Here is a 25,152-nt window from a genome sequence, read left to right as displayed (position 1 = left end):
CATTCTTTGTTGCAAAATTACGAAAAAAAGTCCGTATCTTTGCGGTAAATTATTAAAAAAATAATGAAACTCAACAAGAAGTACCTATTGGATGTGCTGGCAATCGTGATCTTTGCCGTCATTTCCTTCGTTTATTTCATGCCTGCCGACATCGACGGGCGTATCCTCTATCGCCACGACAGCAGTGCGGGCCGTGGTGCCGGACAGGAGTTAGCTCAGTATCAGGAAAAGACCGGTGAGACAAGCCGGTGGACGAACTCCATCTTCTCCGGTATGCCGACTTATCAGATGGCACCGTCGTATAAGAGTCAGACCGTGCTGAACCAGTTGGAGAATGTGTTCCATCTCTGGCTGCCGGATTATGTGTGGGAAGTGTTTGTCTATCTCCTGGGCTTCTATATCCTGCTGCGGGCTTTTGACTTTCGAAGGGAACTGGCCATCCTCGGTAGTATCTTGTGGGCCTTCTCCAGCTATTTCTTCATCATCATCGCCGCCGGACATATGTGGAAAGTCTTCGCCCTGGGCTATCTGCCGCCGATGATTGCCGGTATCGTATTGTCTTACTGCGGGAAATATCTGTGGGGACTCTTCGTCACGGCCCTCTTTACGGCCTTTGAGATCAATGCCAACCATGTGCAGATGACCTATTATTATCTCTTCGTCATCCTCTTCATGGTCATCGCCTTCCTTGCCGACGCTATCCGTAAGCATGAGATGAAACGCTTCTGGAAAGCTTCCGCCGTCTGCGTTGTCGGTGCTGCCGTGGGTATCTGTCTGAACATCAGTAACCTCTATCACACCTGGCAGTATGGTCAGGAGAGTATGCGTGGCAAGAGTGAGCTGGTGAAGAAGAACACGGCCAACCAGACGAACAACGGCCTCGACCGCGACTATATCACGCAGTGGAGCTATGGCATCGACGAGACCTGGACTCTTCTGATCCCGAATGCCAAGGGTGGTGCCTCTGTGCCGATGAGTGAGAACAAGATCGTACAGGAGAAAGGTGATCCGCAGTTCATGCAGGCTTATCAGCAGTTGGGACAGTACTGGGGCGACCAGCCAGGAACGAGTGGACCGGTATATGTCGGTGCCTTCGTACTCATGCTGTTCATCCTCGGACTCTTCATCGTGAAGGGCCCGATGAAATGGGCGCTCCTCGCTGCCACCATCCTCTCGATCTTCCTCTCTTGGGGTAAGAACTTCATGGGCTTCACGAATTTCTTCCTCGACTATGTGCCGATGTACGACAAGTTCCGTACCGTCGCGTCCATCCTCGTCATCGCTGAGTTCACGATCCCGTTGCTGGCCATGATGGCACTGAAGAAGATCTGTGACGAGCCCGATATCCTGAAGACCAAACAGCGGTGGCTGTGGACCTCCTTCGGTCTCACCGCCGGCTTCTGCTTCCTCTTCGCGATCTTCCCGGGAATATTCGATTATATCTCCGCAGCCGAACAGCAGCAGTTCCATCAGATTGCCGCACAGAATGCGGACAGTGCCGCCTTCATCAACCTCCTGATGCAGAATCTCACGGTGGTCCGTAAGGCAATCTTCACCGCTGACTGCTGGCGCTCCTTCTGGATCATCGTCATCGGTACGGCCCTGCTGTTGCTCTATCGTTACCGCAAGCTCCGTGCGCCGTATATGATCGCCGCCATCGCTGTTCTCTGTTTGGTGGATATGTGGATGGTTGACAAGCGCTACCTCTACGATGATATGTTCGTCGAGAAGAGCGAGCGCGACACCCCGCAGGCTATGACCGCCACCGATAAGCAGATTCTCCGCGACAAGAGCCTCGACTACCGTGTGCTGAATTTCGCCAGCAGCACATTCAATGAGAATGAGACTTCTTATTATCACAAGAGCATTGGCGGATATCATGCTGCCAAGCTGCGCCGCTACCAGGAGCTCATCGATGCTTATATCTCTCCTGAGATGCAGAAGACGATGCCCGCTATCGCCAATGCGCAGGGCGATATGACCAAGGTGGACGGTAATAAGGTATGGCCCGTACTGAACATGCTCAACGCGAAATACTTTATCCTGCCGCTCCAGGGTGGTCAGACAGTGCCGTTGCAGAACCCCTATGTCTATGGTAACGCGTGGTTCGTTGACAAGATCAACTATGTCAATAATGCCAACGAGGAACTGGATGGAGTAGGGAAGATCGATCTCCGTCATGCCGCCGTGGCCGACAAGAAGTTTGAGGTGGAACTCGGACAGGCTGTGCCGCAGGATGATATGTCTGTTGTCAAGATCACCGACTATAAGCCGGACCATCTCACCTACAGCGTGCAGAGCTCAAAGGGTGGTGTCGTCGTCTTCTCGGAGATCTATTATCCGGAGTGGACAGCCACGATTGATGGGAAGCCCGCTGAGCTTGGACGTGTCAACTATGTCCTCCGTGCCCTCCGTGTGCCTGCTGGTAATCACCAGGTTGTCCTCGACTTCCATCCGAAGAGTGTGCAGACGACGGAGACTGTGGCTTACTTCGGTTATGTCCTCCTGCTCCTCATCGTCGTGCTCGGCATCGTGGAGTATAAGAGAAAAAAGTAACCTGCAAAGGGATCTCACATAATCTTTATGGATTTTCGAACGACAGTAGATATTCCGAAAGGAAGTTTTGAAATAGAACCCTGCGAAGACATGCTCTTCGTGGGGTCTTGTTTTGCTGATAACCTGGGACATCAGTTCCAGGAGAACCAGTTTCATGCTCTCGTCAACCCTTATGGCGTGATGTATAACCCTGTATCGGTGAAACATACGATAGAGAAGTTGATCCTCCAGCCCCTCATCGAAAAGGGAGGGAAGGTCCCCAACGTGAATGACAAATGGCTGCCGAAGACCGTCGTCATGACGCTCGGTACAAACCATGTGTATATTTTGAAGGAGACGGGTGAGATTGTAGACAACTGTCAGAAGCGCCCGCAACGTCTCTTTGAGGAGAAGGCTCTCACCGTCGATGCGTGTGCTGACGCCCTGAGTGAAGCCATAGAGTTGCTGAACAAAGGGGTGAGATTTCTCTTGACCGTCAGTCCTATCCGTTACCGTAAATACGGCTACCACGGTTCCCAACTCTCCAAGGCCACGCTGCTCCTCGCCGCCGATGAGGTCTGCCGGCGTTATCCGCATCAAGTAGATTATTTCCCCGCCTACGAGATCGTCAATGACGAGCTCCGTGACTATCGGTTCTATGCCGATGACATGCTCCATCCGTCCTCGAAGGCCGTGGAATATATCTGGGAACGCTTTGTGGATGCTTACCTCTCTGACGGCGCCAAAGCCTTTCTTAAAGAATGGGAGCCACTGAAAGCAGCCCTGCAGCATCGTCCTTTTCACCCCGATTCGCAAGAATATAAAGATTTTATGAATAAAACCATGTTAAAAGTAGGGGAGTTATCAAAAAAATATCCTAACTTTGCACTACAGAAACAATACCTTTAAATAGATGACATATACAATCGAGAAAGTAACCACACTCATTGGTGCGCGTCGCTATGGTGACCGGGATGCCAACATCGGGTTCATCCTGACGGACAGCCGGTCTCTGTGTTTCCCCGAGGAGACACTCTTCTTCGCCCTGAAGACAGGACGCAATGATGGTCATAACTATATCCCTGAGCTCTATCGCCGGGGAGTACGCAACTTTGTTGTCACCGAGGTGCCTAAGGGCTATGCCTCTGATTACCCAGAGGCAAACTTCCTGAAGGTCGTCAACACCCTGGAAGCCCTCCAGCGCCTTGCCGAGCGCCATCGTGATGAGTTTGACATTCCTATCGTCGGTATCACAGGCTCCAACGGCAAGACGATGGTGAAGGAATGGCTCTATCAGTTGCTCTCGCCGCAGATGTATGTCACTCGTTCCCCGCGCAGCTATAACTCGCAGATCGGTGTCCCACTGTCTGTATGGCTCATGAACGAGCAGACGAAGGTAGGTGTCTTCGAGGCCGGTATCAGTGAGCCTGGTGAGATGCTCGCCCTGCGCGATATCATCCAGCCGACGATTGCTGTGCTGACGAATATCGGTGAGGCCCATCAGAAGAACTTCTCTTCTAAGTTGCAGAAATGTGAGGAGAAGATGGTGCTCTTCCACGATGCGCAGACGGTCGTCTATGATGCCGATGATCCCCTCGTGGAGGAAGGCCTGAAGCATGTGGACAGTAAACTCCCTAATGGCGACAGTCAGGAGCGTCTCGGCTGGTCGATGAAGGACAAGAAGGCGCCGATGTATATCAAGTCGATCGAGAAGAAGGAGAGTGCCACGACGATCACCTATATATATAAAGGTGGTGAGGAGAACAAGTACAGCATTCCTTTCATCGATGAGGCCAGTATCAAGAACTCCATTATCTGTGCTATCGTCGCCTTGCGCATCGGTGTCTCTGCCGATGACCTCGACGAGCGTATGCAGAAACTCGAGGCGATCGCCATGCGCCTGGAGGTGAAGGAGGGCCAGCATGGCTGCACGCTCATCAACGACTCTTACAACTCGGATATCAACTCTCTCGATATCGCTCTCGATTTCATGAACCGTCGCCCTGATCACAAGGGCCGTCGCCGTACGTTGATTCTCAGCGATATCCAACAGAGTGGAGAGGATCCGCGTGAGCTCTATGCCGAAGTCTCCAACCTCGCCCGTAAGCGTGGCGTCGTGAAATTCATTGGTATCGGTCCGGAGATCAGTGCCCAGGCTGACGAGATTCAGATTGCCGAGAAGTTCTTCTTCAAGGGTGTGGAGCAGTTCATCCATTCCGAAGTGTTTCATAGTCTCCGTGATGAGGTGATCCTGCTCAAGGGCGCCCGTAACTATGGTTTCGACCAGATCTCTGAACTTCTCGTGGAGAAAGTGCATGAGACGACCCTCGAGGTCAACCTCAGTGCTGTCGTTGCCAACCTCAACTACTATCGCAGTTTCATGAAGCCCGAGACGAAACTCGTGTGCATGATCAAGGCCGATGCCTATGGCGCCGGTGCTGTGGAGATTGCCAAGACGTTGCAGGACCACCGTGTCGACTATCTCGCCGTGGCCGTCGCTGATGAGGGCGCTACGCTGCGCCGTAACGGTATCACGAGTAATATCATGATCATGAACCCGGAGATGACGGCGTTCAAGACGATGTTCGACTATGATCTCGAGCCGGAAGTCTACTCTTTCCGACTCCTTGAAGCGCTCATCAAGGCTGCGGAGAAAGAGGGTATCACCGATTATCCCGTACATATCAAGCTCGATACGGGCATGCACCGCCTCGGCTTTGATCCGGAGAAAGATATGGACAAGCTCATCGACCGTCTGAAGCATCAGAACGCCATCATCCCGCGCTCTGTCTTTAGCCATTTCGTCGGCTCCGATGAGGATAAGTTCGATGACTTCAGCGCGCATCAGTTCGCCCTCTTCGATGCTGGCAGCAAGAAACTGCAGACTGCCTTCGATCATAAGATCCTCCGCCATATCGACAACTCCGCCGGTATTGAGCATTTCCCCGACCGTCAGCTCGACATGTGCCGTCTTGGCCTCGGCCTCTATGGCATTGACCCGCGTACGAACGAGACGATTAATAATGTGTCGACCCTGAAGACGACGATCCTTCAGATGCGCCATGTGCCGGCAGGGGATACCGTCGGCTACAGCCGTAAGGGCGTCATTGATCATGACAGTGTCATTGCTGCTATTCCTATCGGTTACGCCGACGGCCTGAACCGTCATCTCGGCAACCGCCATTGCTACTGCCTCGTCAATGGCAAGAAGGCAGAGTATGTCGGAAACATCTGTATGGATGTCGCCATGATCGATGTCACGGGTATCGACTGCAAGGAAGGCGACAGCGTGGAGATCTTCGGCGATCATCTCCCCGTGACGGTCCTCAGTAATGTCCTTGACACCATTCCCTACGAGGTGCTGACGGGTATCAGCAACCGCGTGAAGCGCGTGTACTTCCAAGATTAAAATCCTATATGTTTACCCCCGCCCCGAAAAGGACGGGGGTATATATTTTATGATCTTTGCTTTTTTTAATTCTTTAATTTTCTAAATCTTTACTTTTTTTCGTACCTTTGCCGCAAACTACATTAGAAAACCGTATTATTACGAAAACGATCAAAAAAGAACACTAAGCAATGGAACAAGTATTCAGCTATATCATTAGCTTCGGAGCCAGTGTGATGATGCCGATTCTCTTCACGATTATCGGACTGTGCATTGGCATGAAATTCGGCAAAGCCTTGAAGTCTGGCCTCTTCGTCGGTGTCGGTTTCGTCGGTCTCGGCATTGTCACGGCCCTGCTCACGGATAATTTCAAGGATCCGCTGCAGGCCATCGAAGATATCTTCAGCTTGAACCTCAGTGTCTTCGACATGGGCTGGCCGGCAGCAGCGTCGGTAGCCTACAACACTGCCGTTGGCGCCCTCATCATCCCCGTCTGCCTCGGCGTCAACTTCCTGATGCTGATCACGAAGACAACGCGCACGATCAATATCGACTTGTGGAACTACTGGCATTTTGCCTTCATCGGTGCCGTCGTCTATTTCCTCTCGGGACAGAGCCTCGCCTGGGGCTATTTCGCCGCCATCATCTGTTATATGATCACGCTCGTCATGGCGGACATCACGGCTGATAAGTTTCAGACATATTATAACCTTCCGGGAATCTCCATCCCGCAGCCGTTCTGTCAGAGCTTCACGCCCTTCACCTGGATCATCAACGGACTTCTCGACAAGATTCCGGGTTTTAATAAACTCGATATCGATGCCGACGGACTGAAGAAGAAGTTCGGTGTTCTCGGTGAGCCGATTGTCCTCGGTGTCATCGTGGGTGCCCTTATCGCCGCCGTGGCTCATGTCGGCGACTATTCGAATTTTGCTGGTTTTATGGATAAGCTCCATCAGACGAATCCGAAGGCAACGACGACAGACGGCGTGATGGCGATTGTCCGCGACATCCTTTTCCTCGGTGTCACGATGGGTGCCGTGATGGAACTCATCCCGCGTATCACGAAACTGTTCATCGACGGTCTGATGCCGATCTCTGAGAAGACGAAGGAACTCGTGGACCGTAAGTTCCACGGTAAGAAAGTGCATATCGGTATGAGTCCCGCCCTCGTTATCGGCCACTCCACAACGCTTGTCTGCACGCTATTGCTCATCCCGACCTATATTCTCATCGCTGTTTTCCTCCCGGGCAATGAGTTCCTGCCGCTGGCCTCCCTCGCCGGACTGTTTTATCTCTTCCCGATAATGCTGCCGTACACGAAGGGTAATGTGGTGAAGACTTACATCGTAGGTTTTGTGGCCCTCCTCATCGGTCTGTGGTTCGTCACGGATATGGCGCCCGACTTCACCCTCGCTGCCCATCAGGTCTTCGCGGCCACACAAGACAAGGCGGCACATGTGCCCGATGGCTTCCAGGCCGGAAGTATGGACTTTGCCTCCTCGCTCTTTGGCTATGGCATCTATGCGGCCATGAAATATCTACAGTGGGTGGGTGCCGCCCTCCTCGTCGCCGTCACCGCTGCGATGCTCGTCTACAACCGTCGACAGATCGTGAAGGACGAGAAGCAGAATCAATAAGTGATCCATACATCAACCTTTCAACTCCAAAAACACTGAAAATATGAAAAAAATCTTCCTTTCCCTGGCTTTCTTGGTCGCCGTCGTCTGTGGCCATGCCCAGGAGAATAACAACAGCTATCCCGTTATGAATGAAAATGCCTATACCCATTACCAGGTGCGTTATGCCTCTCATCCCGATGATGCCAAGCACTACACTACCGAGCGTCTCCGTAAGGAGTATGCTATTCTGAAAGTCTTTGCTCCGGGAGAAGTCAATTGGACTTACTCCCTCTTTGACCGCTTCCTCGTCGGTGGCGCCGAGCCCGTTGCCACACCGCTGCAGCTGACATCTATCGCTCCTCTCTACGTTGATGCCAGCAAGGGAACAAACGGTCGTAACCTCCTTGACAACCGTGAACTTGGTATTATCAATATCGGGGGACCGGGTACGGTGACCGTTGATGGAAAGACTTATACGCTAGCTTTTCAGGAGGCGCTCTATGTCGGCCGTGGCGCGAAGAATATCGTTGTAGCCAGTAAGGATGCCGCCAAACCGGCGAAGTTCTATCTCAACAGTGCCTGTGCCCATCAGTCTTATCCCACGAAGAAGGTCACGCTGAAAGAAGCCAACAATATCAAGGCCGGCAGTATGAAAGAGAGCAATGACCGTGTGATTCATCAGATGATCATCGACGGTGTCGCCGGTGTACATACTTGTCAGTTGCAGATGGGTATCACCGAACTGAAGGAAGGAAGTGTATGGAACACGATGCCCGCCCACACCCATCTGCGCCGTATGGAGACTTACCTATATTATAATGTACCCGAAGGCCAGAAGATCCTCCATGTCATGGGCGAGCCGCAGGAGACGCGGCCAATCTGGCTCAACAACGAGCAGGCTGTCATCTCTCCGCAATGGTCTATCCACTGCGCTGCCGGCACAAGCAACTATACGTTCATCTGGGGTATGGCCGGTGAGAACCTTGTCTATACCGATATGCAGGTGGTCAAGATTCCGGATCTCGAATAAAACTAACAAACAAATAAAACAATGTCTACTAAAACAATGTCTAAATTTCGCTGGGTCATCTGCGGCCTGCTCTTCCTGGCCACGACGGTCAACTACATGGACCGGCAGGTGCTGTCGCTGACCTGGAAGGATTTTATCGCGCCCGAGTTCGACTGGACCGATAATGATTACGGTACCATCACCGGTCTCTTCTCGATCTTCTACGCTATCGCCAACCTCTTCGCCGGCAAGTTCGTCGACTGGGTAGGGACGAAGCGCGGCTATCTCATCGCTATTGGCGTATGGTCCGCCGGTGCCGTCCTGCATGCCTTCAGTGGTGTGCTCACCTGTGGTGTCCTTACGGGCAACTGGTTCGTTGGCTTTGAGACCGCTAAGGAACTGTTGCACCAGTATACCGCTGCCGGACAGGTAGGCCCGGGCATGATGTCCGTATTGAAAGTCGTCGATAGTGGGGTAGTACCGACGGCCATGCTCGCCGTCTCCACCATCAGCGTGTGGTTCTTCCTCGCTTTCCGTATGGTCCTCGCCCTTGGTGAGGCCGGCAACTTCCCCGCCGCCATCAAGGTGACGGCAGAGTTCTTCCCGAAGAAAGACCGTGCTTTCGCAACCTCTATCTTCAACAGTGGTGCCTCCATCGGTGCCCTCGCCGCACCGGCCACGATTCCTCTGCTGGCACGTGCCATGGGCTGGGAGATGGCCTTTATCATCATCGGTGTCCTCGGTTTCGTGTGGATGGGCCTGTGGCTCTGGCTCTATGAGAAACCGGCGAAGAACAAGTTCGTCAATGCCGCCGAACTTGAGTATATCAATCAGGATGAGACTGAAGAACAGGCTGAGGCCGCTGTCCAGACTGATAAGAAGGATGCCGAGGAAGATACCAAGGACGAGCAGTCCGAGGAGAAGACGATTGGTTTCTGGCGTTGCTTCACATTCCGTCAGACCTGGTCGTTTATCACGGGTAAATTCCTCACTGATGGTGTGTGGTGGTTCTTCCTTTTCTGGGCCCCCGCCTATTTCTCCGATCAGTACGGCTATACCTCCGACTCATCGATGGCTATCGCCCTTATCTTTACGCTTTATGCCATCGTCACGGTGTTGAGTATCATGGGAGGTTATCTGCCTACCTATTTCGTCGATAAGAAAAAGATGAATCCATACATCGGTCGTATGCGTGCCATGCTGATCTTTGCCTGTTTCCCATTGCTCGGTCTGCTGGCCCAGCCGATGGGTGCTTTCAGTCCTTGGTGGCCGGCAATTATTATCGGTCTCCTTGGTGCTGGTCATCAGGCATGGTCGGCTAACCTCTACAGTACGGTAAGTGATATGTTCCCGAAGTCTACGGTAGCTACAATCACGGGTATCGGCGCTATGGCCGGTGGTATCGGCAGCTTCCTCATCAATAAAGGCTCCGGTGCCCTCTTCACCTATGCGCAGGACCAGGGCGCAGCCTTCCAGTTCATGGGCTTCGAGGGTAAGCCTGCTGGTTACATGATTATCTTCTGTATCTGTGCTGTCGCCTATCTCATCGGTTGGTGCATCATGAAACTCCTTGTGCCGAAATACAAGCCAATCGTAGTAAAGTAAAGAAGTAAAAAAGCTATTAAAAAGTAAAAGAGTAAAAAAGTAAAGAAGTAAAAACGTAAGCGTTGGCAGGGAAATAGATCCCCTGCGGCAGCTTTACTTTTTTACTTCTTTACTTTTTTACTTTTAAGACAAGAATCCCTGTTGCTTCAGGGCTTCGATCATGCCTTTCGACATGGCGATATTGTCTTTCTTCGTATAGCGGCAGTCGGTGAAGACCTGGGCGAGTGTCTCCTTGTGGTTGATCTCAACGAAATGCTTGTTCTCTTCCAGTCCTTCCTTGTAAGCGTAAGCCTTGTCGATCTTCTCGGGCGTGTAGTCACTGTACTGTTCGTCGTGGATCATCGCGTCGAGGGGCAGACGGTCACTCTGTGCGGGATCCTCATCGGGCCAGCCGAGGGTGATGGTAGCTACGGGGAAGACGAGGCGCGGCAGATGGAGCGTGTCAATAATCATCTGTGGCATGTAGACCGTCGTGCCGAGGAAACAGGTGCCGAGCCCTTCTGCCTCTGCGAGGTTACAGAAACTCTGCGTATAGAGGAGGGCATCGGTGGCGGCGTTCATGAAAGAGAGGAAATTGTCGTAGCCCGGCTCAGCCTTCCGCTGTTCAGCCCATAGTGTCGTACGACGGAAATCGGCACAGATTGTCAATACGACGGGAGCGCCGGTGATCATCGGCTGGTTGAAATGTGCCGGTGCGAGGGCTTTCTTTCCTTCTTCCGAACGGGTGATGACAACACTGTAGAGTTGAAGATTACCCATCGTTGGCGTCTGCTCGGCTTCCTGCAGCAAGCGGTGAAGGAGTTCGTCGCTGACGGCCTTGTCGCTGTATTTGCGGATGGTTTTACGATCTTTGAGTTCCATAATAGGTGTAATTTATGCGGGGCCATTTCAAAATCCCAAAAATCCGTCGTTCCGACGGCGGGCCGCCACAAGGGACGGCCCCTGCAATGGGATCGTTAAGAAATGATTTCTTAAACGGTTTGATTGGAATGGCCCCGGCAAGTTGATTATAGTTTGATTACCAAATGTGAGCGCGCTTCTCGGCGGGCACAAAGAGCTTGTCGCCGGCCTTGATATTGAAGGCATCATACCACTCGTCGATCATCGGCAGGGCAGCGTTGACACGCTGGCGGTTCGGGCTGTGGACATCACTGTTGACGATGTAGGCGATGAACTGCGGAGCGATATTGCTGGCCCAGATACGTCCATAGGCGAGGAAGAAGCGCTGGTTCGGTGTGAAGCCGTCGCGTGTCTCCAGCGGATGCTGCTTCATAGCGTTCTGGAAGGCGAGGTAGGCGACATGCAGGCCACCATTATCACCGATATTCTCACCGAGGGTCTTGTTGCCGTCGACCTTCAGGCCGGGAACAGCTTCCTGCTGGCTGAACCAGTCAGCGAGGACTTTCGTACGCTTGTCGTAGTTGGCCTTATCTTCAGCCGTCCACCAGTTGGCGAGGTTACCATCCTTATCGAACTGGCAACCCTGATCGTCGAAGCCGTGGCTCATCTCATGACCGATCACGGTACCGATGGCACCATAGTTGGCGGCATCCTCAGCGTCAGCGTCGAAGAACGGCGGCTGCAGGATGGCAGCAGGGAAGTTGATGGAGTTCTTCTGTGGATCGTAGCAGGCGTTGACCGTCTGCGGATACATATCCATGATGGTCTTGTCGACCGGCTTCTTCCAGTGCTTCTCAATGCTGGCCTTGATGAGGGCCTTGCTGATGATGTCGTAGTTGGCACGGATGCTCTTGTTCTCGTCAATCTCTACATATTTCTCGAGATCTTCCCATTTGTCAGGATAACCGACATTGATGATCATGGCACGGAGTTTCTCGATAGCCTTGGCTTTCGTAGCCGGAGTCATCCAGGTGTTGGCCTCGATACGCTCTGCGAAAGCGTCCTGCAGATCCTTGATCATCTTCGTGGCACGCTCCTTAGCGCTGGCGGGGAAATACTTGGCGGCATAGAGCTTACCAATGCTCTCACCCAGAAGACCCTGGATGAAGTTGACACCACGCTTCCAGCGCGGCTGCTGCTCCTTGACACCATAGACGGTCTGGCGATATTTGAACACACGGTCGTTGAAGGCATCACTGAGGATAGATGCGGAAGAACCGATGATACTGTTCTCCAAAACGGCTTTCAGCGTGAAGAGATCCGTCGTCTTCAGCGCTTTCAGTGTGGCGCTGATCGGTTCGGGCTGACCGACATTGATCGTATCGATGTCATTGGGATAGCCGCTGATCTTGCAGTAGGTTGTCCAGTCGACCTCGGGGAAAGTCTTCATGAACTGAGCCCAACTCATCTTATGGATGTTGGCCATGGGGTCACGCTGTTTGTTCTGATCGTAGAATACGGGAGCGATCTTGCTCTGGAAGGCCCATACTGCCTGCATCTTCTTCTCAGCGACGGCGTCACTGAAACCTACCATCTTGAAGAAATCCTTCTTCATGGCCTTGTTGGCTTCTACGACAGCCTTCTGTTGCTCGTTGGGATGGGTGTAGTATTCCGGATCGAGGCTCAGACCGCCCTGGCCGGCACTGAACATATATTTGTCCGCATTCGTCGGATCGACGTCGAGGCCGAAACCAACGGGGAGCGTGCCGTAACCCATCGGGTCGAGCTCGTACATCAGCTGGAAGAGCTGCTGGCGAGTCTTGCAAGCCTCTACGCGGTCGAGCATCGGCTTGATGGGCTGATAGCCCATCTTGTTGCGTGCCACACTGTCCATGTACAGGCGGTAGAGACTGCCGATCTTCTGTCCGACAGTGCCTTGTGGCATCTTCTTCTCAGCGTATTCCTTGACGAGGTCACGGATACGGTCGTTGTTCTGTTCCTCGAGGTCTACGAAGGCACCGTTCATCGGGTGCTGGGCATCGAGGGGATGACTCTTGAGCCAGCCGCCATCGGCATACTCGTAGAAGTCATCACCAGGCTTGACCGTGAGGTCCATGTTCGCCTTGTCGATTCCGGTCTTCAGGGCCGGTGTCTGTGCTGCAGCATTCAGAGAAACGAATGCGAGGGCAGCCAATAATACTCTTGTTTTCATCTTATTTTGGATGTTAATGATAGATATTCTTATTTTGCGCTTCCTTGCGCTTGCAAAACGCAAGCACCTGACGGCAGGCCATGTTAGGGCGACCACAAGGGGGGCTACTCATGCCCCCTACGGCGCGTATTCGAGCAGGTCGCCGGGCTGGCAGTCCAAGGCCTCGCAGATGGCGGAGAGGGTGGAGAAGCGGATGGCTTTGGCCTTTCCTGTCTTCAGGATGGAGAGGTTGGCCGGTGTGATGCCGATCTTCTCTGCCAGTTCATTCGATGAGATCTTCCGTTTGGCCATCATGACGTCTACGTTTACAATAATCTTTCCCATGTCAGTCTCCTAAATCGTTAAGTCCTGGTCTTCCTTCATCTTCCGGCCCATCTCAAAGAACTGAGCAAAGAGCAGCAGGGCGATGCCGAGGACGAGCCGCAGTGTGCGTGCATAGCGGTAAGCGAACGGAATAATCTCGAAGTCGGCATAACTGATGAGTCCTCTGCCATAATCCATGAAGAGCATGGCGAAGATGCGGCAGAAGAAATAGAGGATCAGCATCCAACCCATGAACCGCAACCGCCATGTCGTCTTGGCCGAGAAGCCTTCGCCACGGTTGACATCGAGGACGAGGCGGAAGAAGACGATCCAGAAAGCGATAATGCCGATGCTTGCGACTAAGGCGAATAAGGTCTTTCCGATCTCTCCGATTGTGTCACGCTTGGTGAGCTCCGGCGTAGCTCTTACCTTTGCCTTAACAGAGTAGATCCGTAAGGAGTCTGTCTGCCCTGACTTGAGATTTTTGACCGCCAAGTTCCAAGGTGTCTTCGACCGTACGTCTAAGTCGGTGAGATAATATTTGGGCTGTCCTTGGTTGTCCACGTCATCCTCGATGCGCATCTCCTCGTTAGTCTCATTGTAGCTATCCTTGATGTCTTCCAGCGTCGAGAATCCGAACTGTAGGCTTACGACCAAGAGTAGCAAGATGCAATAGATGTTGAACTTCCGCTTTGTTTTCATATTGCGATGAATATTTTATGTTACTTATTTAATACTTGTCGTTTTTCGATATTGCAAAGTTAAGTGTTTTGTTTGAAACCACCAAATATTTTCGGTAAAATTTTATTGAAAAACAATAAAAAGCTGATTACACCTTTTATTATATATAGGGCTGGCGGAGATGGCGGGGCATATTTGCGCTTCCTTGCGCTTGCAAAGCGCAAGCACCCGACGGCAGGCCATTCAAGGGGCGGAAAGTGTTCTTTTTCGTGAAACTTCCGCCGTTTTGTTTTAGTAGAAGTTTTCCAAAAAGAAAATTCGAGCATAAAAAATCATAGAAAAATAACTGAGAAAAGTTTCCTAATCTGAGAAATAAAAGCTATCTTTGCAGTCGCAAACTCCTATTCACTAAATGATGGAAAATTTAAAGACATATTCTTTCGAAGAAGCCTTTGAGGCTACGCTGAAGTACTTCGATGGAGACCAGTTGGCTGCCCGTGTGTGGGTCAACAAGTACGCCATGAAGGACAGCTTCGGCAATATCTTCGAGAAGACCCCCGTGGACATGCACTGGCGCATTGCCAATGAGATTGCCCGTATCGAAAAGAAGTATCCCAACCCCATGACGGCGCAGGAGGTGTTTGATCTCCTCGATCATTTCCGTTACATTGTCCCCGCCGGCAGTCCGATGACCGGTATCGGCAACAACCACCAGGTGGCGTCGCTGAGCAACTGCTTTGTCATTGGTCTCGACGGTAATGCTGACTCCTACGGTGCTATCATGCGTATCGACGAGGAGCAGGTGCAGCTGATGAAGCGCCGTGGCGGTGTCGGTCATGACCTCAGTCATATCCGTCCGAAGGGAAGTCCGGTCAACAACTCCGCCCTGACTTCCACGGGTCTTGTACCCTTCATGGAGCGTTATAGCAATTCCACGCGTGAGGTAGCCCAGGACGGTCGCCGTGGCGCATTGATGCTCTCCGTGAGTATCAAGCATCCCGATGCCGAGGCGTTCATCGACGCGAAGATGACGGAAGGCAAGGTCACGGGTGCTAATGTCAGTGTGAAGATTGATGATGAGTTCATGCGTGACGCCATTGAGGACAAGCCTTACACGCAGCAGTTCCCCATCGATTCCGATCATCCGATGGTCAAGAAGGATATCTCCGCCCGCAAACTATGGGAGAAGATCGTGCACAATGCTTGGAAGAGTGCCGAGCCCGGTGTGCTGTTCTGGGATACCATTATCCGTGAGAGCATTCCCGACTGCTATGCTGATCTTGGTTTCAAGACTGTCAGTACGAATCCCTGTGGTGAGATTCCTCTCTGTCCTTACGACAGCTGCCGTCTGCTGAGCATCAATCTCTACAGTTATGTGGAGCATCCTTTCACGAAGGAGGCCACATTCAATTTTGAGAAGTTCAAGAAACACGTACAGATTGCCCAGCGTATCATGGACGATATCGTTGATCTGGAGATGGAGAAGATCGACATGATCCTCGCCAAGATCGACGCCGACCCGCAGAGCGAGGAGGTGAAAGGCGCAGAGCGTCATCTCTGGGAGAAGATCAAGTGCAAGAGTGGCATGGGCCGTCGTACCGGTGTCGGTATCACGGCTGAGGGTGATATGATTGCCGCTATGGGACTCCGTTATGGCACGCAGGAAGCTACCGACTTCGCTGTGGAAGTCCACAAGACGTTGGCGCTGAATGCCTATCGCAGCAGTGTCACGATGGCCAAGGAGCGTGGCGCCTTCGAGATCTATGATGCCAACCGTGAGAAAGAGAATCCGTTCATCCTCCGTATTAAGAACGCTGATCCCGAACTCTATGAGGATATGGTGAAATACGGTCGCCGTAATATCGCTTGTCTGACGATTGCTCCTACGGGCACGACATCGCTGATGACGCAGACGACGAGTGGTATTGAGCCCGTCTTCATGCCCGTCTACAAACGCCGTCGTAAGGTGAACCCCAATGACGCCGATGTCCATGTGGACTTCGTTGATGAGGTTGGCGACAGTTTCGAGGAGTATATTGTCTATCATAACAAGTTCCTGAAATGGATGCAGGTCAACGGCTACGACACGACGAAACGCTATAGTCAGGAAGAGATTGATGATCTTGTCCGCAAGTCGCCTTACTATAAGGCTACGGCCAATGATGTCGACTGGCTGATGAAGGTGAAGATGCAGGGCGCCATTCAGAAATGGGTGGACCACTCGATCTCCGTGACCGTCAACCTGCCGAACAATGTCGATGAGGCTCTCGTCAACAAACTCTATGTCGAGGCATGGAAGTCCGGCTGCAAGGGCTGTACGATCTATCGTGACGGCAGTCGTTCCGGCGTGATGATCTCTGCTTCCAAGAAGGAGAAGAAGACCGCCAAGGAGCAGGGCACGGCAGCCCCCGAGCCAAAGGCTATGAAGATGGAGGAGAAGGATGGCGTTGTCCGTCCTGCCGTTGTCGAGACGCGTCCGAAGGAGCTTGACTGTGATGTTGTCCGTTTCCAGAATAACAAGGAGAAATGGGTAGCCTTCGTTGGTCTCCTCGATGGTTATCCCTATGAGATCTTCACCGGTCTCCAGGATGACGAGGAAGGCATTGTGCTGCCTAAGAATGTCACGAAGGGTAAGATTATCAAGCAGACGAATCCCGACGGCAGCCACCGCTATGACTTCCAGTTTGAGAACAAGCGTGGCTACAAAACGACCGTTGAGGGCCTGTCGGAGAAGTTCAATCCGGAATATTGGAACTACGCAAAACTGATCTCCGGCGTTCTCCGTTACCGTATGCCGATCGACCATGTCATCAAGCTTGTCAGTTCCTTGCAGTTGAAGGATCAGAGCATCAATACGTGGAAGAATGGTGTGGAGCGTGCGCTGAAGAAGTATATCGCCGACGGCACGAAGGCAGCGGGACAGAAGTGCCCGGTATGTGGCCATGAGAGCCTCGTCTATCAGGAGGGCTGTCTGATCTGTACGAACTGCGGCGCCTCCCGCTGCGGATAATCCAGCTGCGCTTCCTTGCGCTTGCAAAGCGCAAGCACGGGACGGCAGGCCCGGAAAAAAACGGCCACAAGGGCCGTCCTTACGAAGGGTTAAAAGATAACGACATGAAGTATCTATCCAGTTATATTCATCTCACCGACCTGCGGTTTCACGCCTATCATGGCGTGTTGCCGCAGGAGCGGGCCACGGGCAATGACTACCGTGTGGACCTGCGAATTAAATACAATATCGAGAAGGCCATGACGAGTGACGAGCTCTTCGATACCCTCGACTACAGTGAGGTCTTTAAGGTCGTCGCACAGGAGATGTATGTCCCCAGTCAACTCGTGGAGCGTGTCGCCGGTCGTATCGGCGAGCGCCTCTTCCGTCGTTTCCCCACTATCGAGGCTATCGACCTGAAGATCCTCAAACTCAACCCGCCGATGGGCGCTGACTGTGGCGGTGCCGGCGTGGAGGTTCATTTGAAGAATGATATTCTCGACAAACTGTCTGAAAAGGCTGCGGATGCAACCGAAAAGGATAATAAATAATAAAAACCCAAAATGAATAGCCGGTTTTTGTGAAAAAAATCGTATATTTGCAGTCTATGAACAGACATTATCGCATCCTCACAATAATTCTCTTGTTCTTCTCGGCAGTATCTTTTGCCGCGAACAAGCCCTTCACCCTTGTCATCGATGCCGGTCATGGCGGTCATGACACGGGAGCGCTTGGTGTTATCTCGCAGGAGAAGAACATTAATCTTTCTGTAGCCCTGGCTTTCGGGCGTCTCGTCGAGCGCAACTGTCCCGATGTAAAAGTGATCTATACCCGAAAGACCGATGTCTTCATCCCTTTGATGGAGCGTGCGAATATCGCCAACCGTAATAATGCCGACCTCTTTATCTCCGTCCATACCAATGCGCTGCCGCAAGGCAAGATCGCACGTGGCTTTGAGACTTATACGCTCGGTATGCACCGTGCCAAGGATAATCTTGATGTCGCTATGCGGGAGAACTCCGTGATCTCCATGGAGAAAGGTTATAAGAGTACGTATGAAGGTTTCGATCCGAAGAGCTCCGAGAGTTATATCATGTTTGAGTTTATCCAGGGTCATAATATGGAGCGCAGTGTACAGTTGGCCCAGATGATTCAGACTGCCGTCTGTCGTGATGCCAACCGTCCCGATAAAGGTGTTCATCAGGCCGGTTTCCTTGTGCTCCGCGAGACGTCGATGCCGAGTTGCCTGATTGAACTCGGTTTCATCACGACGCCCGATGAGGAGGAATATCTCAATACCGATGATGGTGTCAGTCGTATCGCACAAGGTATCTTTGAGGCTTTCCAACAGTATAAGAACCGTTACGACCGTCGCATCACCGTTCCTTATAAGGACCAGAGTCCCCAAGAGCCACAGATTCCTCAGATCGTGCCGACAGACTATTCGAAGAAGGTGTCGTCCCAGAATCGCTCTGTTTCGAAACCTGTTGTCGCGATGAGTACGACGAGTTCCTCCCGGGCAATATCAAGGGCAACGGCTGACAACGCAAGAAATACGAGGACATTCTCCAAGTCCGTCACGCCGAAGGCAACGGCCGTGAAGGATGCTCCCGTCTTTAAGGTTCAGCTCTTCATGGGCTCCCGCAAGTTGCGTCCTGGAGATCAGCATTTCCAGGGCATCACCGATTTTGAATGTATACAGGAAGGCAACCTGTTCCGTTATACTACGGGCAGCAGTACGAACTACAATGAGATCAACCGGCTCCGCAAGAGCCTCTTGGAGAAGTTCCCCGACGCCTTCATCATTGCCTATAAGAATGGTGAGAAGATGGATGTCAATGCAGCCATCCGCGAGTTTCTAGCAAACAAAAGAAAATAGAGATTGAAGAAAATAGAGATTGAGTTATGAAGATCACGAAAGAAATGAAAATCGGACTCGTCGCCACAGTGGGACTGGTCATTCTCTTCTTCGGACTGAAGTTTCTGAAGGGACTGTCACTCTTTGACAGTGACGACACCTATTATATCACGTTCTCCGAGATCGGCGGACTGCCGAAGTCGACGCCCGTCTTCGCCGACGGCTATCAGGTGGGTGTCATCAAGGAGATCAACTATGACTACAGTCTTGAGGCCCCCATCAAGGCGTCCATCGGCGTGTCGAAGAAGATGCATATTCCCGAGGGGACGCGTGCGGAGATTGTGAAGGATCTCATGGGTAACATGCAGGTGGATCTCTTGCTTGGCCCGGACCATAGCAAATGTATCCCTGTCGGCGGTACGATTCCCGGCAGTGTACAGGGCAGTGCCCTTTCTGAGGCTGCTACCTTCATCCCGGAGATTCAGAAGATGCTGCCAAAACTCGACTCTATCCTTGCCGGGGTTAACAACCTCGTCAACGACCCTGCGCTCAGTGCTTCCGTCCATAACCTGAAAACGACAACGGCGGAGTTCGCCGTGACATCGAAGAAGATCCATCTCATGGCTGACGAGTTGCAGGGTAAGCTTCCCGATATGCTGGCACAGGCCGACGGCACCCTGCGGAACACGAACCGGCTGACGGGTAAGCTCGCCGGAGTTGACGTACAGGGCACGATGAGCCGCGTCAATGCCACGATCGATAATGTCCATCAGCTCACGGCACAGCTCCATGACCGCATGAACAGTCGTGATAACAGTCTCGGCCTGTTGATGAACGACCGTTCACTCTATGATAATCTCAATGGTTCCATTGGCTCGCTCCACCAGACCATCGGTCATGCTGACTCTCTCGTGACGGATCTCAAGGCCCATCCGAAACGGTATGTTCATTTCTCACTCTTTGGGAAAAAAGATAAATAATTTCCCATTACAAGGGACAGCCCCTGCAAGAGGAGGGAAAAGTTAATTAATAATTTTTAATAAATAAAGTTTATCCCCATTAACCGCCGGATGTTTCACGCCCGGCGGTTTTTTCATATCTGTTGAGGATGGGAACATTACAACTTTTTTTCAAAACGGTTACAAAGGTCCGTGAAACGGAATTTGTACAGAGAAGGAAGGCCATGTCAGTAGGAGAGAGGTAAAGAAAGATTTGGTTGTTTCATTTTTTCTTGCTAATTTTGCAGACGCTATCGGAAGAACTCCCTTCTTCCGGTTGAAGACAGACGGTCTATTGACCCGATAAAAATAGAAATATCGATCCTGATTACAAATAACGAGATATGGCAGTAAGTCCTAAAAATCAATGGGACCAGTTCCTTCAGCTCATTAACGAGAATGTCTCCGAGGAGGTTTTCGCGACATGGTTCAAGCCCATCGTGTTTGAGTCGTACAATGCGTCGACGCTGACACTGTTGGTGCAGGTGCCTAGTCCGTTTATCTATGAGTATCTCGAAGCGCATTTTGTCGACCTGATGGGTAAATGTCTCCATCGTGTTTTCGGGAAAACGATCCGTCTGAACTACCGTGTCGTGACCGACAAAGAGCATAACCTTGCTCAGAATGTCGCGTCAGATCCTACGAATGCCGATGTCCAGGAGATGGAGCGTCAGCGTATGCGGGCGAACCAGAGCCCCTCTGCGCTCGATGCTGCCCAGCCGGCGCCTATCGACAGTCAACTCAATCCTCATCTTACTTTTGAGAATTATATTGAGGGCGACAGCAACAAACTGCCGCGGTCTGTTGGCATGTCTATCGCAGAACATCCCAACAAGCAGCAGTTCAACCCGATGTTCATTTATGGACCGAGTGGCTGTGGCAAGACGCATCTCATCAATGCCATCGGTATGCGCTGTAAGAAGCTCTATCCGCAGAAGCGCATCCTTTATATCTCTGCCCGTCTCTTCCAGGTGCAGTTCGCCTCCGCGACGTTGCAGAACAAGGTCAATGACTTCATCCTCTTTTATCAGACGATCGATGTGCTCATCGTCGATGATATCCAGGAGTGGATGGGTAAGACGGGAACGCTCAACACGTTCTTCCATATCTTCAACCACCTCTTCAAGAACGGCAAGCGGATTATCCTCGCTTCCGACCGTCCTCCCGTAGAACTGAAGGATATGCCTGAGCGCCTACTTACGCGTTTCTCCTGTGGCCTTATCGCAGAACTGGAGAAGCCGAATTACGAGCTCTGTGAGGATATTCTTCGCAACTTGATCCGTCGTGACGGTCTGCAGATTCCCGATGATGTCATCGACTATGTAGCCAAGAATGCTGACTGTTCCATCCGTGATCTGCAGGGCGTTGTCAACGGCCTGTTGGCTTATTCCATCACCTATGGCGGTGGTATCACGCTGAAGCTCGCCGAGCGCTGCATCAAGCGTGCCGTGAAGATCGACGACAAGCCATTGACGGTAGATGATATCCTTGATGCCGTGTGCAATCATTATCATGTCACGTCAGCCAATATTAACTCCAAGAGCCGTAAGCGTGACTTCGTCCAGGCCCGTCAGGTGAGCATGTATTTCGCGCAGAAATACACGAAGATGCCGGCCAGCCGTATTGGTAAGCTCATCGGCAACCGCGACCACTCCACGGTGATCCATAGTTGTTCTACGGTTGAGCGGAAGCTCAAGACCTCGAAAGAGTTCCTGCAGGAGATGACAGAGATCGAGAAAGCATTCAAACTCAAGAAATAACATACCAACGTTAGGGCGCCTCTTTGGGGCGCCCTAATCTATTTCCCTTCCTTGCGCTTGCAAAGCGCAAGCACATGACGGCAGGCCCTTCAAAAACGGCAGCAAAGTGCAAGCACATGACGGCAGGCCATTCAAAAACGGCAGCAAAGCCAAGCACATGACGGGCACGCCATGGGAAGGACGGTATTAAAATGCGAAAGAAGATGAAGAAAAGAATATTCATGTTGGCGGCCGTCAGCGTCGCCTTTATCCTGTCTGCCTGTGGTGGTCAGAACCGTCCGCAGTGGCAGCAGGGAGAAGACAATGAGGCGAAAGTCTCTGCCGCCGTGTCGGCGACCTCTGCTGATTACGACCGTGACGAGGAGTCGCTCGATCTGAATGATCCGTCGAATGCCGTGGCCCATGAGGACCCTGACGAGGAGAAGATCCTGTTGCCGGCGCCGTTGAAGAACCGCAGTGAGCAAATTCTGCGCCGTACGGGTTATATCGTGTCGTACAACAAGGACTTGAAGATCCCCAACTGGGTGGCGTGGCACCTCACGGCAGACAGGCTCGAAGGTCCTGGCAAGCGTAAGGGCGTGGCGTTCCATCCCGATGTGGAAGTGGAAGGCGAGAAAGTGGATACTTACGACTATCAGCGATCCGGTTACGACCGTGGTCACATGTGTCCCGCCGGAGATAATAAGTTCAGTCAACTGGCGATGGAAGAGAGTTTCCTGATGAGTAATATCTGTCCGCAAATCCCGAACCTCAACCGCGGTGACTGGAATGAGATGGAGATCCAGTGCCGTAATTGGGCGAAAGAATATGGTGACATCTATATTGTCTGCGGGCCTATCTTCTTCCGACAGAAGCATCAGACGATCGGGCAGCATAAAGTCACCGTTCCCGAGGCATTCTTTAAGTGCGTGCTCTGTCTGAGCGGTGGTAAGCCATGGGCCGTCGGTTTTATCTATCGTAACACCGAGGGCAACCACCCGAAGAGCTATTACGTGAACAGTGTTGACGAGGTGGAGCGTGTCACCGGCATGGATTTCTTCCACGGACTGGACAAGAAGGTCCAGGATAAAGTGGAGCGGGAACGCGTGCTGCCGTAAAGGGGGCCTACCCCAACCCCTCCCCTTTGGGGAGGGGTTGGGGGTGAGGCTTTTTTATAGTTTAATCTTTACTCCCCCGATGATCCAGATTCCCGGCTGTGGGACATTACCAACTTCTTCATAATTTTTATCGAAGAGGTTATTGCCCTCGACGTAGGCAGACCAGGAGCGCTCGTTCCATGACAGTTTGGCATCGAGGAGGCCATAGGTGCCGTAGCGCTGCAGTTCGCCGGCCGTGTCGCGGTAAGCACCCATACGGTGATGGAGGCGGTAACTGATGTCGAGCGACAGTTTTCGGCAGAGGTTCAACCCCAGTTGGCTGACCCATTTATGCTTCAGATATTCCAAAACATAATTACTTGTGATTCCCTCGTTCTGCTCTTCACTCTGTTGTATATAGCAGTAGCTCGTGGTGAATGACCGCAGGACATGCTGCGAAGGAATCAGACGCAGGAAGTCGAAGGCGATTGTTCCTTCGAAACCATAGGCGTTGATCTTTCCGAAGTTGACGGATTTGGCAACGAGGTTGCCGTTCTCATCTTTCGTACCGTCAACGATCCAGTCGATGAGGTTCTTATAATGGTTATAGAATGCGCTCATATTCCCGCTGATGCCGTTGGCCGTCATCTTCATGCCGGCCTCGAAAGCATTCAGTTCCTCGGGCTGCAGATGGGCGTCGGCCTTGAAGCCACCGACGGAATAGTAGAGCTCCGTCACTGAGGGCATGCGGAGGGAGGAGTTGTAAGAAGCGTAGAGTTTCCATACTGGTGAGAGTTGCAGACTGAGGTCGGCACTCGGATAGACTTTCATCGGCATGTCGGCCCATGAGTTCTTCACGGCAATGATACCGCCCGATACCGTCAGAGGGCCGAGGAAGATGTTATGCTCCAGTGCCAGTTGGATATTCGTGCGGTCCAGTCCGTAACGATAATAGCGGTCGGTGCCGTGGATAGGCTTCGCTTTGTGGAGGGCCTCACCGAGGTTTGTACTCACGAGATCCTCGTTGCGCAGTTCCAGGCCCATGGCGGTACGGCCGAGGGCCCAGTCGAACCAACTGTTGAGATTGGCACCGAAAATATCAGCACGGTGGTAGTTGAAGGGGATCTTCAACGTGTTGCCGTTGGCAAGTGTCATGCCCGTTACGGCGTCATCCCCGCGGAAGAGTTCGAAGCGGTCATACTGATGGTTCCAGTAGATGGCGGGACGGAGATGGATGCGGCCCTGGCGTGTCTCAGCCTGGATGGCTGTGAAGGACTTGAAGGTATGTTCGTATTGGTTATCGAAATTCTTACTGTAAAACGTGCTCGAGCCCCAGCCGCGCGTGCTCAGACCGGCATGCCAGCTGACGATGACGTTGGGATCGGAGTAAGAACCCTGATAGAAAGAATGCAGACCACTGTAGTCGGTACTCAGATGGCCGCCTTTCGAACGGGTATAGCCATCGCTGCGACTGTATCCGGTGGAGAGGGAGTGCTGCCACTGGCTGTTGGCGACGGCGACACGGGCGCCGGCGGAGAGATAGCCGTGGCTGCCACCTTCGAGATAGCCGTCACCCTGCCATTGTGTGGCCGAAGGAGACGCGGACGTAGAAATGCGGTCGGAAGAGAGGTTTTTCTTGGTAACGATATTGATGGCGCCTAAGAGAGAAGAAGTGCCGTAGACGCGGGCGGCAGGTCCTTCGAGGACTTCGATACGTTCGATGTCGGAAGGATTGACGGGGATATCAAAGGCGTTATGGCCCGTCTGAGGATCACTGATGGAGATGCCATTGAGAAGGATGGCTACCTGTTCGTCATTGCCGCCACGGACACTGACATCGGTCTGCGCGCCGATAGGACCGCGCTGACGGACATCGACACCGGCTGCATATTTCAGCAGGTCGTTGATACTCTGCGCCGGCAGGGCAGCGATGTCACGCTGTGTCAGCACAGTGACGGTACGGGCTTGCTGCGCGAGCGTCAGCGGGGCCCGTGAGGCCGTGACGACTACCTCCCCGATGTCCTTTCCGTTGTGGACGAGGCTGTCGGCATGCATCGTCTCGTTGTCCATGGCCTTGCCTTCCGCAGCCTGTGCGGAGGAGAGCATGGGGATGGCGAGGACGCCGATGAGCACTTCCTTGCCGAGGGCGGCAAAGAGGGAGTAGCTTTTGTTGGAGAAATGTTTGAAGACCAATTTCTCCGGGGTCTTTACTGTGTTATACATTACTATTATTATTGGTGAAAAAATATATGCTTTGATCCTTTGCAGGGGCCGTC

The 25,152-nt window shown here is 52.3% G+C and carries 17 protein-coding genes; 12 read left to right on the top strand and 5 right to left on the bottom strand.

The features are described from left to right. Positions 1 to 63: 63 nt before the first annotated feature. The 6 genes from G604_RS0105605 (at position 64) to G604_RS0105580 (ending at position 10,159) form a co-directional block, all read left to right on the top strand. Complete coding sequence (locus G604_RS0105605) at positions 64 to 2,556, top strand: YfhO family protein (protein WP_028909707.1); 2,493 nt, start codon at positions 64 to 66, stop codon at positions 2,554 to 2,556. Positions 2,557 to 2,583: 27 nt separating this feature from the next. After that, entirely contained in the window at positions 2,584 to 3,444 is an 861-nt protein-coding gene (locus G604_RS0105600; protein WP_028909706.1) for a GSCFA domain-containing protein, read from the top strand. 4 nt (positions 3,445 to 3,448) lie between these two features. After that, positions 3,449 to 5,944 (top strand): bifunctional UDP-N-acetylmuramoyl-tripeptide:D-alanyl-D-alanine ligase/alanine racemase, encoded by a 2,496-nt coding sequence (locus G604_RS0105595; protein WP_028909705.1) that lies wholly within the window; start codon positions 3,449 to 3,451, stop codon positions 5,942 to 5,944. Between the two features lie 170 nt (positions 5,945 to 6,114). Next, entirely contained in the window at positions 6,115 to 7,563 is a 1,449-nt protein-coding gene (locus tag G604_RS0105590; RefSeq protein ID WP_028909704.1) for a PTS galactitol transporter subunit IIC, read from the top strand. Positions 7,564 to 7,606: 43 nt separating this feature from the next. Then, complete coding sequence (gene kduI, locus G604_RS0105585) at positions 7,607 to 8,575, top strand: 5-dehydro-4-deoxy-D-glucuronate isomerase (protein ID WP_028909703.1); 969 nt, start codon at positions 7,607 to 7,609, stop codon at positions 8,573 to 8,575. Positions 8,576 to 8,611: 36 nt separating this feature from the next. After that, positions 8,612 to 10,159, top strand: coding sequence for an MFS transporter (locus tag G604_RS0105580; RefSeq protein ID WP_028909702.1), 1,548 nt, complete (start codon positions 8,612 to 8,614; stop codon positions 10,157 to 10,159). A 123-nt stretch (positions 10,160 to 10,282) separates the two neighbouring features. Here G604_RS0105580 and G604_RS0105575 read toward each other — a convergent pair whose 3' ends face one another. The 4 genes from G604_RS0105575 to G604_RS0105560 form a co-directional block, all read right to left on the bottom strand. Further along, on the bottom strand, positions 10,283 to 11,020 hold the full coding sequence (locus G604_RS0105575; protein ID WP_028909701.1) for a nitroreductase family protein: 738 nt from the start codon (positions 11,018 to 11,020) through the stop codon (positions 10,283 to 10,285). A 157-nt stretch (positions 11,021 to 11,177) separates the two neighbouring features. Continuing rightward, a complete protein-coding gene (locus tag G604_RS0105570; RefSeq protein ID WP_028909700.1) occupies positions 11,178 to 13,211 on the bottom strand; it encodes a M13 family metallopeptidase in 2,034 nt (677 codons plus the stop codon). A 117-nt stretch (positions 13,212 to 13,328) separates the two neighbouring features. After that, a complete protein-coding gene (locus tag G604_RS0105565; RefSeq protein ID WP_028909699.1) occupies positions 13,329 to 13,535 on the bottom strand; it encodes a helix-turn-helix domain-containing protein in 207 nt (68 codons plus the stop codon). Between the two features lie 9 nt (positions 13,536 to 13,544). After that, positions 13,545 to 14,216, bottom strand: a complete 672-nt coding sequence (locus tag G604_RS0105560; RefSeq protein ID WP_028909698.1) for a DUF2975 domain-containing protein — start codon at positions 14,214 to 14,216, stop codon at positions 13,545 to 13,547. 394 nt (positions 14,217 to 14,610) lie between these two features. Here G604_RS0105560 and G604_RS0105550 point away from each other — a divergent pair, with 394 nt between their 5' ends. From G604_RS0105550 to G604_RS0105525, 6 genes are all read left to right on the top strand, one after another. Then, positions 14,611 to 17,205, top strand: coding sequence for an adenosylcobalamin-dependent ribonucleoside-diphosphate reductase (locus tag G604_RS0105550; RefSeq protein WP_028909696.1), 2,595 nt, complete (start codon positions 14,611 to 14,613; stop codon positions 17,203 to 17,205). 104 nt (positions 17,206 to 17,309) lie between these two features. Beyond that, the gene (gene folB, locus G604_RS13650) at positions 17,310 to 17,735 is read left to right on the top strand and encodes a dihydroneopterin aldolase (RefSeq protein ID WP_051220243.1); all 426 of its coding nucleotides are present in this window, start codon (positions 17,310 to 17,312) and stop codon (positions 17,733 to 17,735) included. Positions 17,736 to 17,791: 56 nt separating this feature from the next. Beyond that, entirely contained in the window at positions 17,792 to 19,063 is a 1,272-nt protein-coding gene (locus tag G604_RS0105540; protein ID WP_028909695.1) for an N-acetylmuramoyl-L-alanine amidase, read from the top strand. A gap of 44 nt (positions 19,064 to 19,107) precedes the next feature. Beyond that, entirely contained in the window at positions 19,108 to 20,022 is a 915-nt protein-coding gene (locus G604_RS0105535; RefSeq protein WP_316928667.1) for an MlaD family protein, read from the top strand. Positions 20,023 to 20,384: 362 nt separating this feature from the next. Then, positions 20,385 to 21,800, top strand: coding sequence for a chromosomal replication initiator protein DnaA (gene dnaA, locus G604_RS0105530; RefSeq protein WP_028909693.1), 1,416 nt, complete (start codon positions 20,385 to 20,387; stop codon positions 21,798 to 21,800). Positions 21,801 to 22,003: 203 nt separating this feature from the next. Next, on the top strand, positions 22,004 to 22,897 hold the full coding sequence (locus G604_RS0105525) for a DNA/RNA non-specific endonuclease (protein ID WP_028909692.1): 894 nt from the start codon (positions 22,004 to 22,006) through the stop codon (positions 22,895 to 22,897). Between the two features lie 54 nt (positions 22,898 to 22,951). Here G604_RS0105525 and G604_RS0105520 read toward each other — a convergent pair whose 3' ends face one another. After that, a complete protein-coding gene (locus tag G604_RS0105520; RefSeq protein ID WP_028909691.1) occupies positions 22,952 to 25,099 on the bottom strand; it encodes a TonB-dependent receptor plug domain-containing protein in 2,148 nt (715 codons plus the stop codon). Positions 25,100 to 25,152 lie beyond the last annotated feature (53 nt).

It is taken from the genome of Prevotella sp. AGR2160, assembly GCF_000424185.1.
Classification (GTDB): domain Bacteria; phylum Bacteroidota; class Bacteroidia; order Bacteroidales; family Bacteroidaceae; genus Prevotella.
The sequence above is the reverse complement of the archived record's forward strand: the minus strand, read 5'-3'. Positions and strand labels throughout refer to the sequence as shown.

Coding starts and splice junctions, on each gene's coding strand:
- G604_RS0105580 (WP_028909702.1), top strand. CDS start 8,612: ATGTCTAAATTTCGCTGGGTCATCTGCGGCCTGCTCTTCCTGGCCACG.
- G604_RS0105525 (WP_028909692.1), top strand. CDS start 22,004: ATGAAGAAAAGAATATTCATGTTGGCGGCCGTCAGCGTCGCCTTTATC.
- G604_RS0105565 (WP_028909699.1), bottom strand. CDS start 13,535: ATGGGAAAGATTATTGTAAACGTAGACGTCATGATGGCCAAACGGAAG.
- G604_RS0105590 (WP_028909704.1), top strand. CDS start 6,115: ATGGAACAAGTATTCAGCTATATCATTAGCTTCGGAGCCAGTGTGATG.
- G604_RS0105570 (WP_028909700.1), bottom strand. CDS start 13,211: ATGAAAACAAGAGTATTATTGGCTGCCCTCGCATTCGTTTCTCTGAAT.
- G604_RS0105575 (WP_028909701.1), bottom strand. CDS start 11,020: ATGGAACTCAAAGATCGTAAAACCATCCGCAAATACAGCGACAAGGCC.
- dnaA (WP_028909693.1), top strand. CDS start 20,385: ATGGCAGTAAGTCCTAAAAATCAATGGGACCAGTTCCTTCAGCTCATT.
- G604_RS0105605 (WP_028909707.1), top strand. CDS start 64: ATGAAACTCAACAAGAAGTACCTATTGGATGTGCTGGCAATCGTGATC.
- G604_RS0105520 (WP_028909691.1), bottom strand. CDS start 25,099: ATGTATAACACAGTAAAGACCCCGGAGAAATTGGTCTTCAAACATTTC.
- G604_RS0105595 (WP_028909705.1), top strand. CDS start 3,449: ATGACATATACAATCGAGAAAGTAACCACACTCATTGGTGCGCGTCGC.
- G604_RS0105560 (WP_028909698.1), bottom strand. CDS start 14,216: ATGAAAACAAAGCGGAAGTTCAACATCTATTGCATCTTGCTACTCTTG.
- folB (WP_051220243.1), top strand. CDS start 17,310: ATGAAGTATCTATCCAGTTATATTCATCTCACCGACCTGCGGTTTCAC.
- G604_RS0105550 (WP_028909696.1), top strand. CDS start 14,611: ATGGAAAATTTAAAGACATATTCTTTCGAAGAAGCCTTTGAGGCTACG.
- G604_RS0105600 (WP_028909706.1), top strand. CDS start 2,584: ATGGATTTTCGAACGACAGTAGATATTCCGAAAGGAAGTTTTGAAATA.
- kduI (WP_028909703.1), top strand. CDS start 7,607: ATGAAAAAAATCTTCCTTTCCCTGGCTTTCTTGGTCGCCGTCGTCTGT.
- G604_RS0105540 (WP_028909695.1), top strand. CDS start 17,792: ATGAACAGACATTATCGCATCCTCACAATAATTCTCTTGTTCTTCTCG.
- G604_RS0105535 (WP_316928667.1), top strand. CDS start 19,108: ATGAAAATCGGACTCGTCGCCACAGTGGGACTGGTCATTCTCTTCTTC.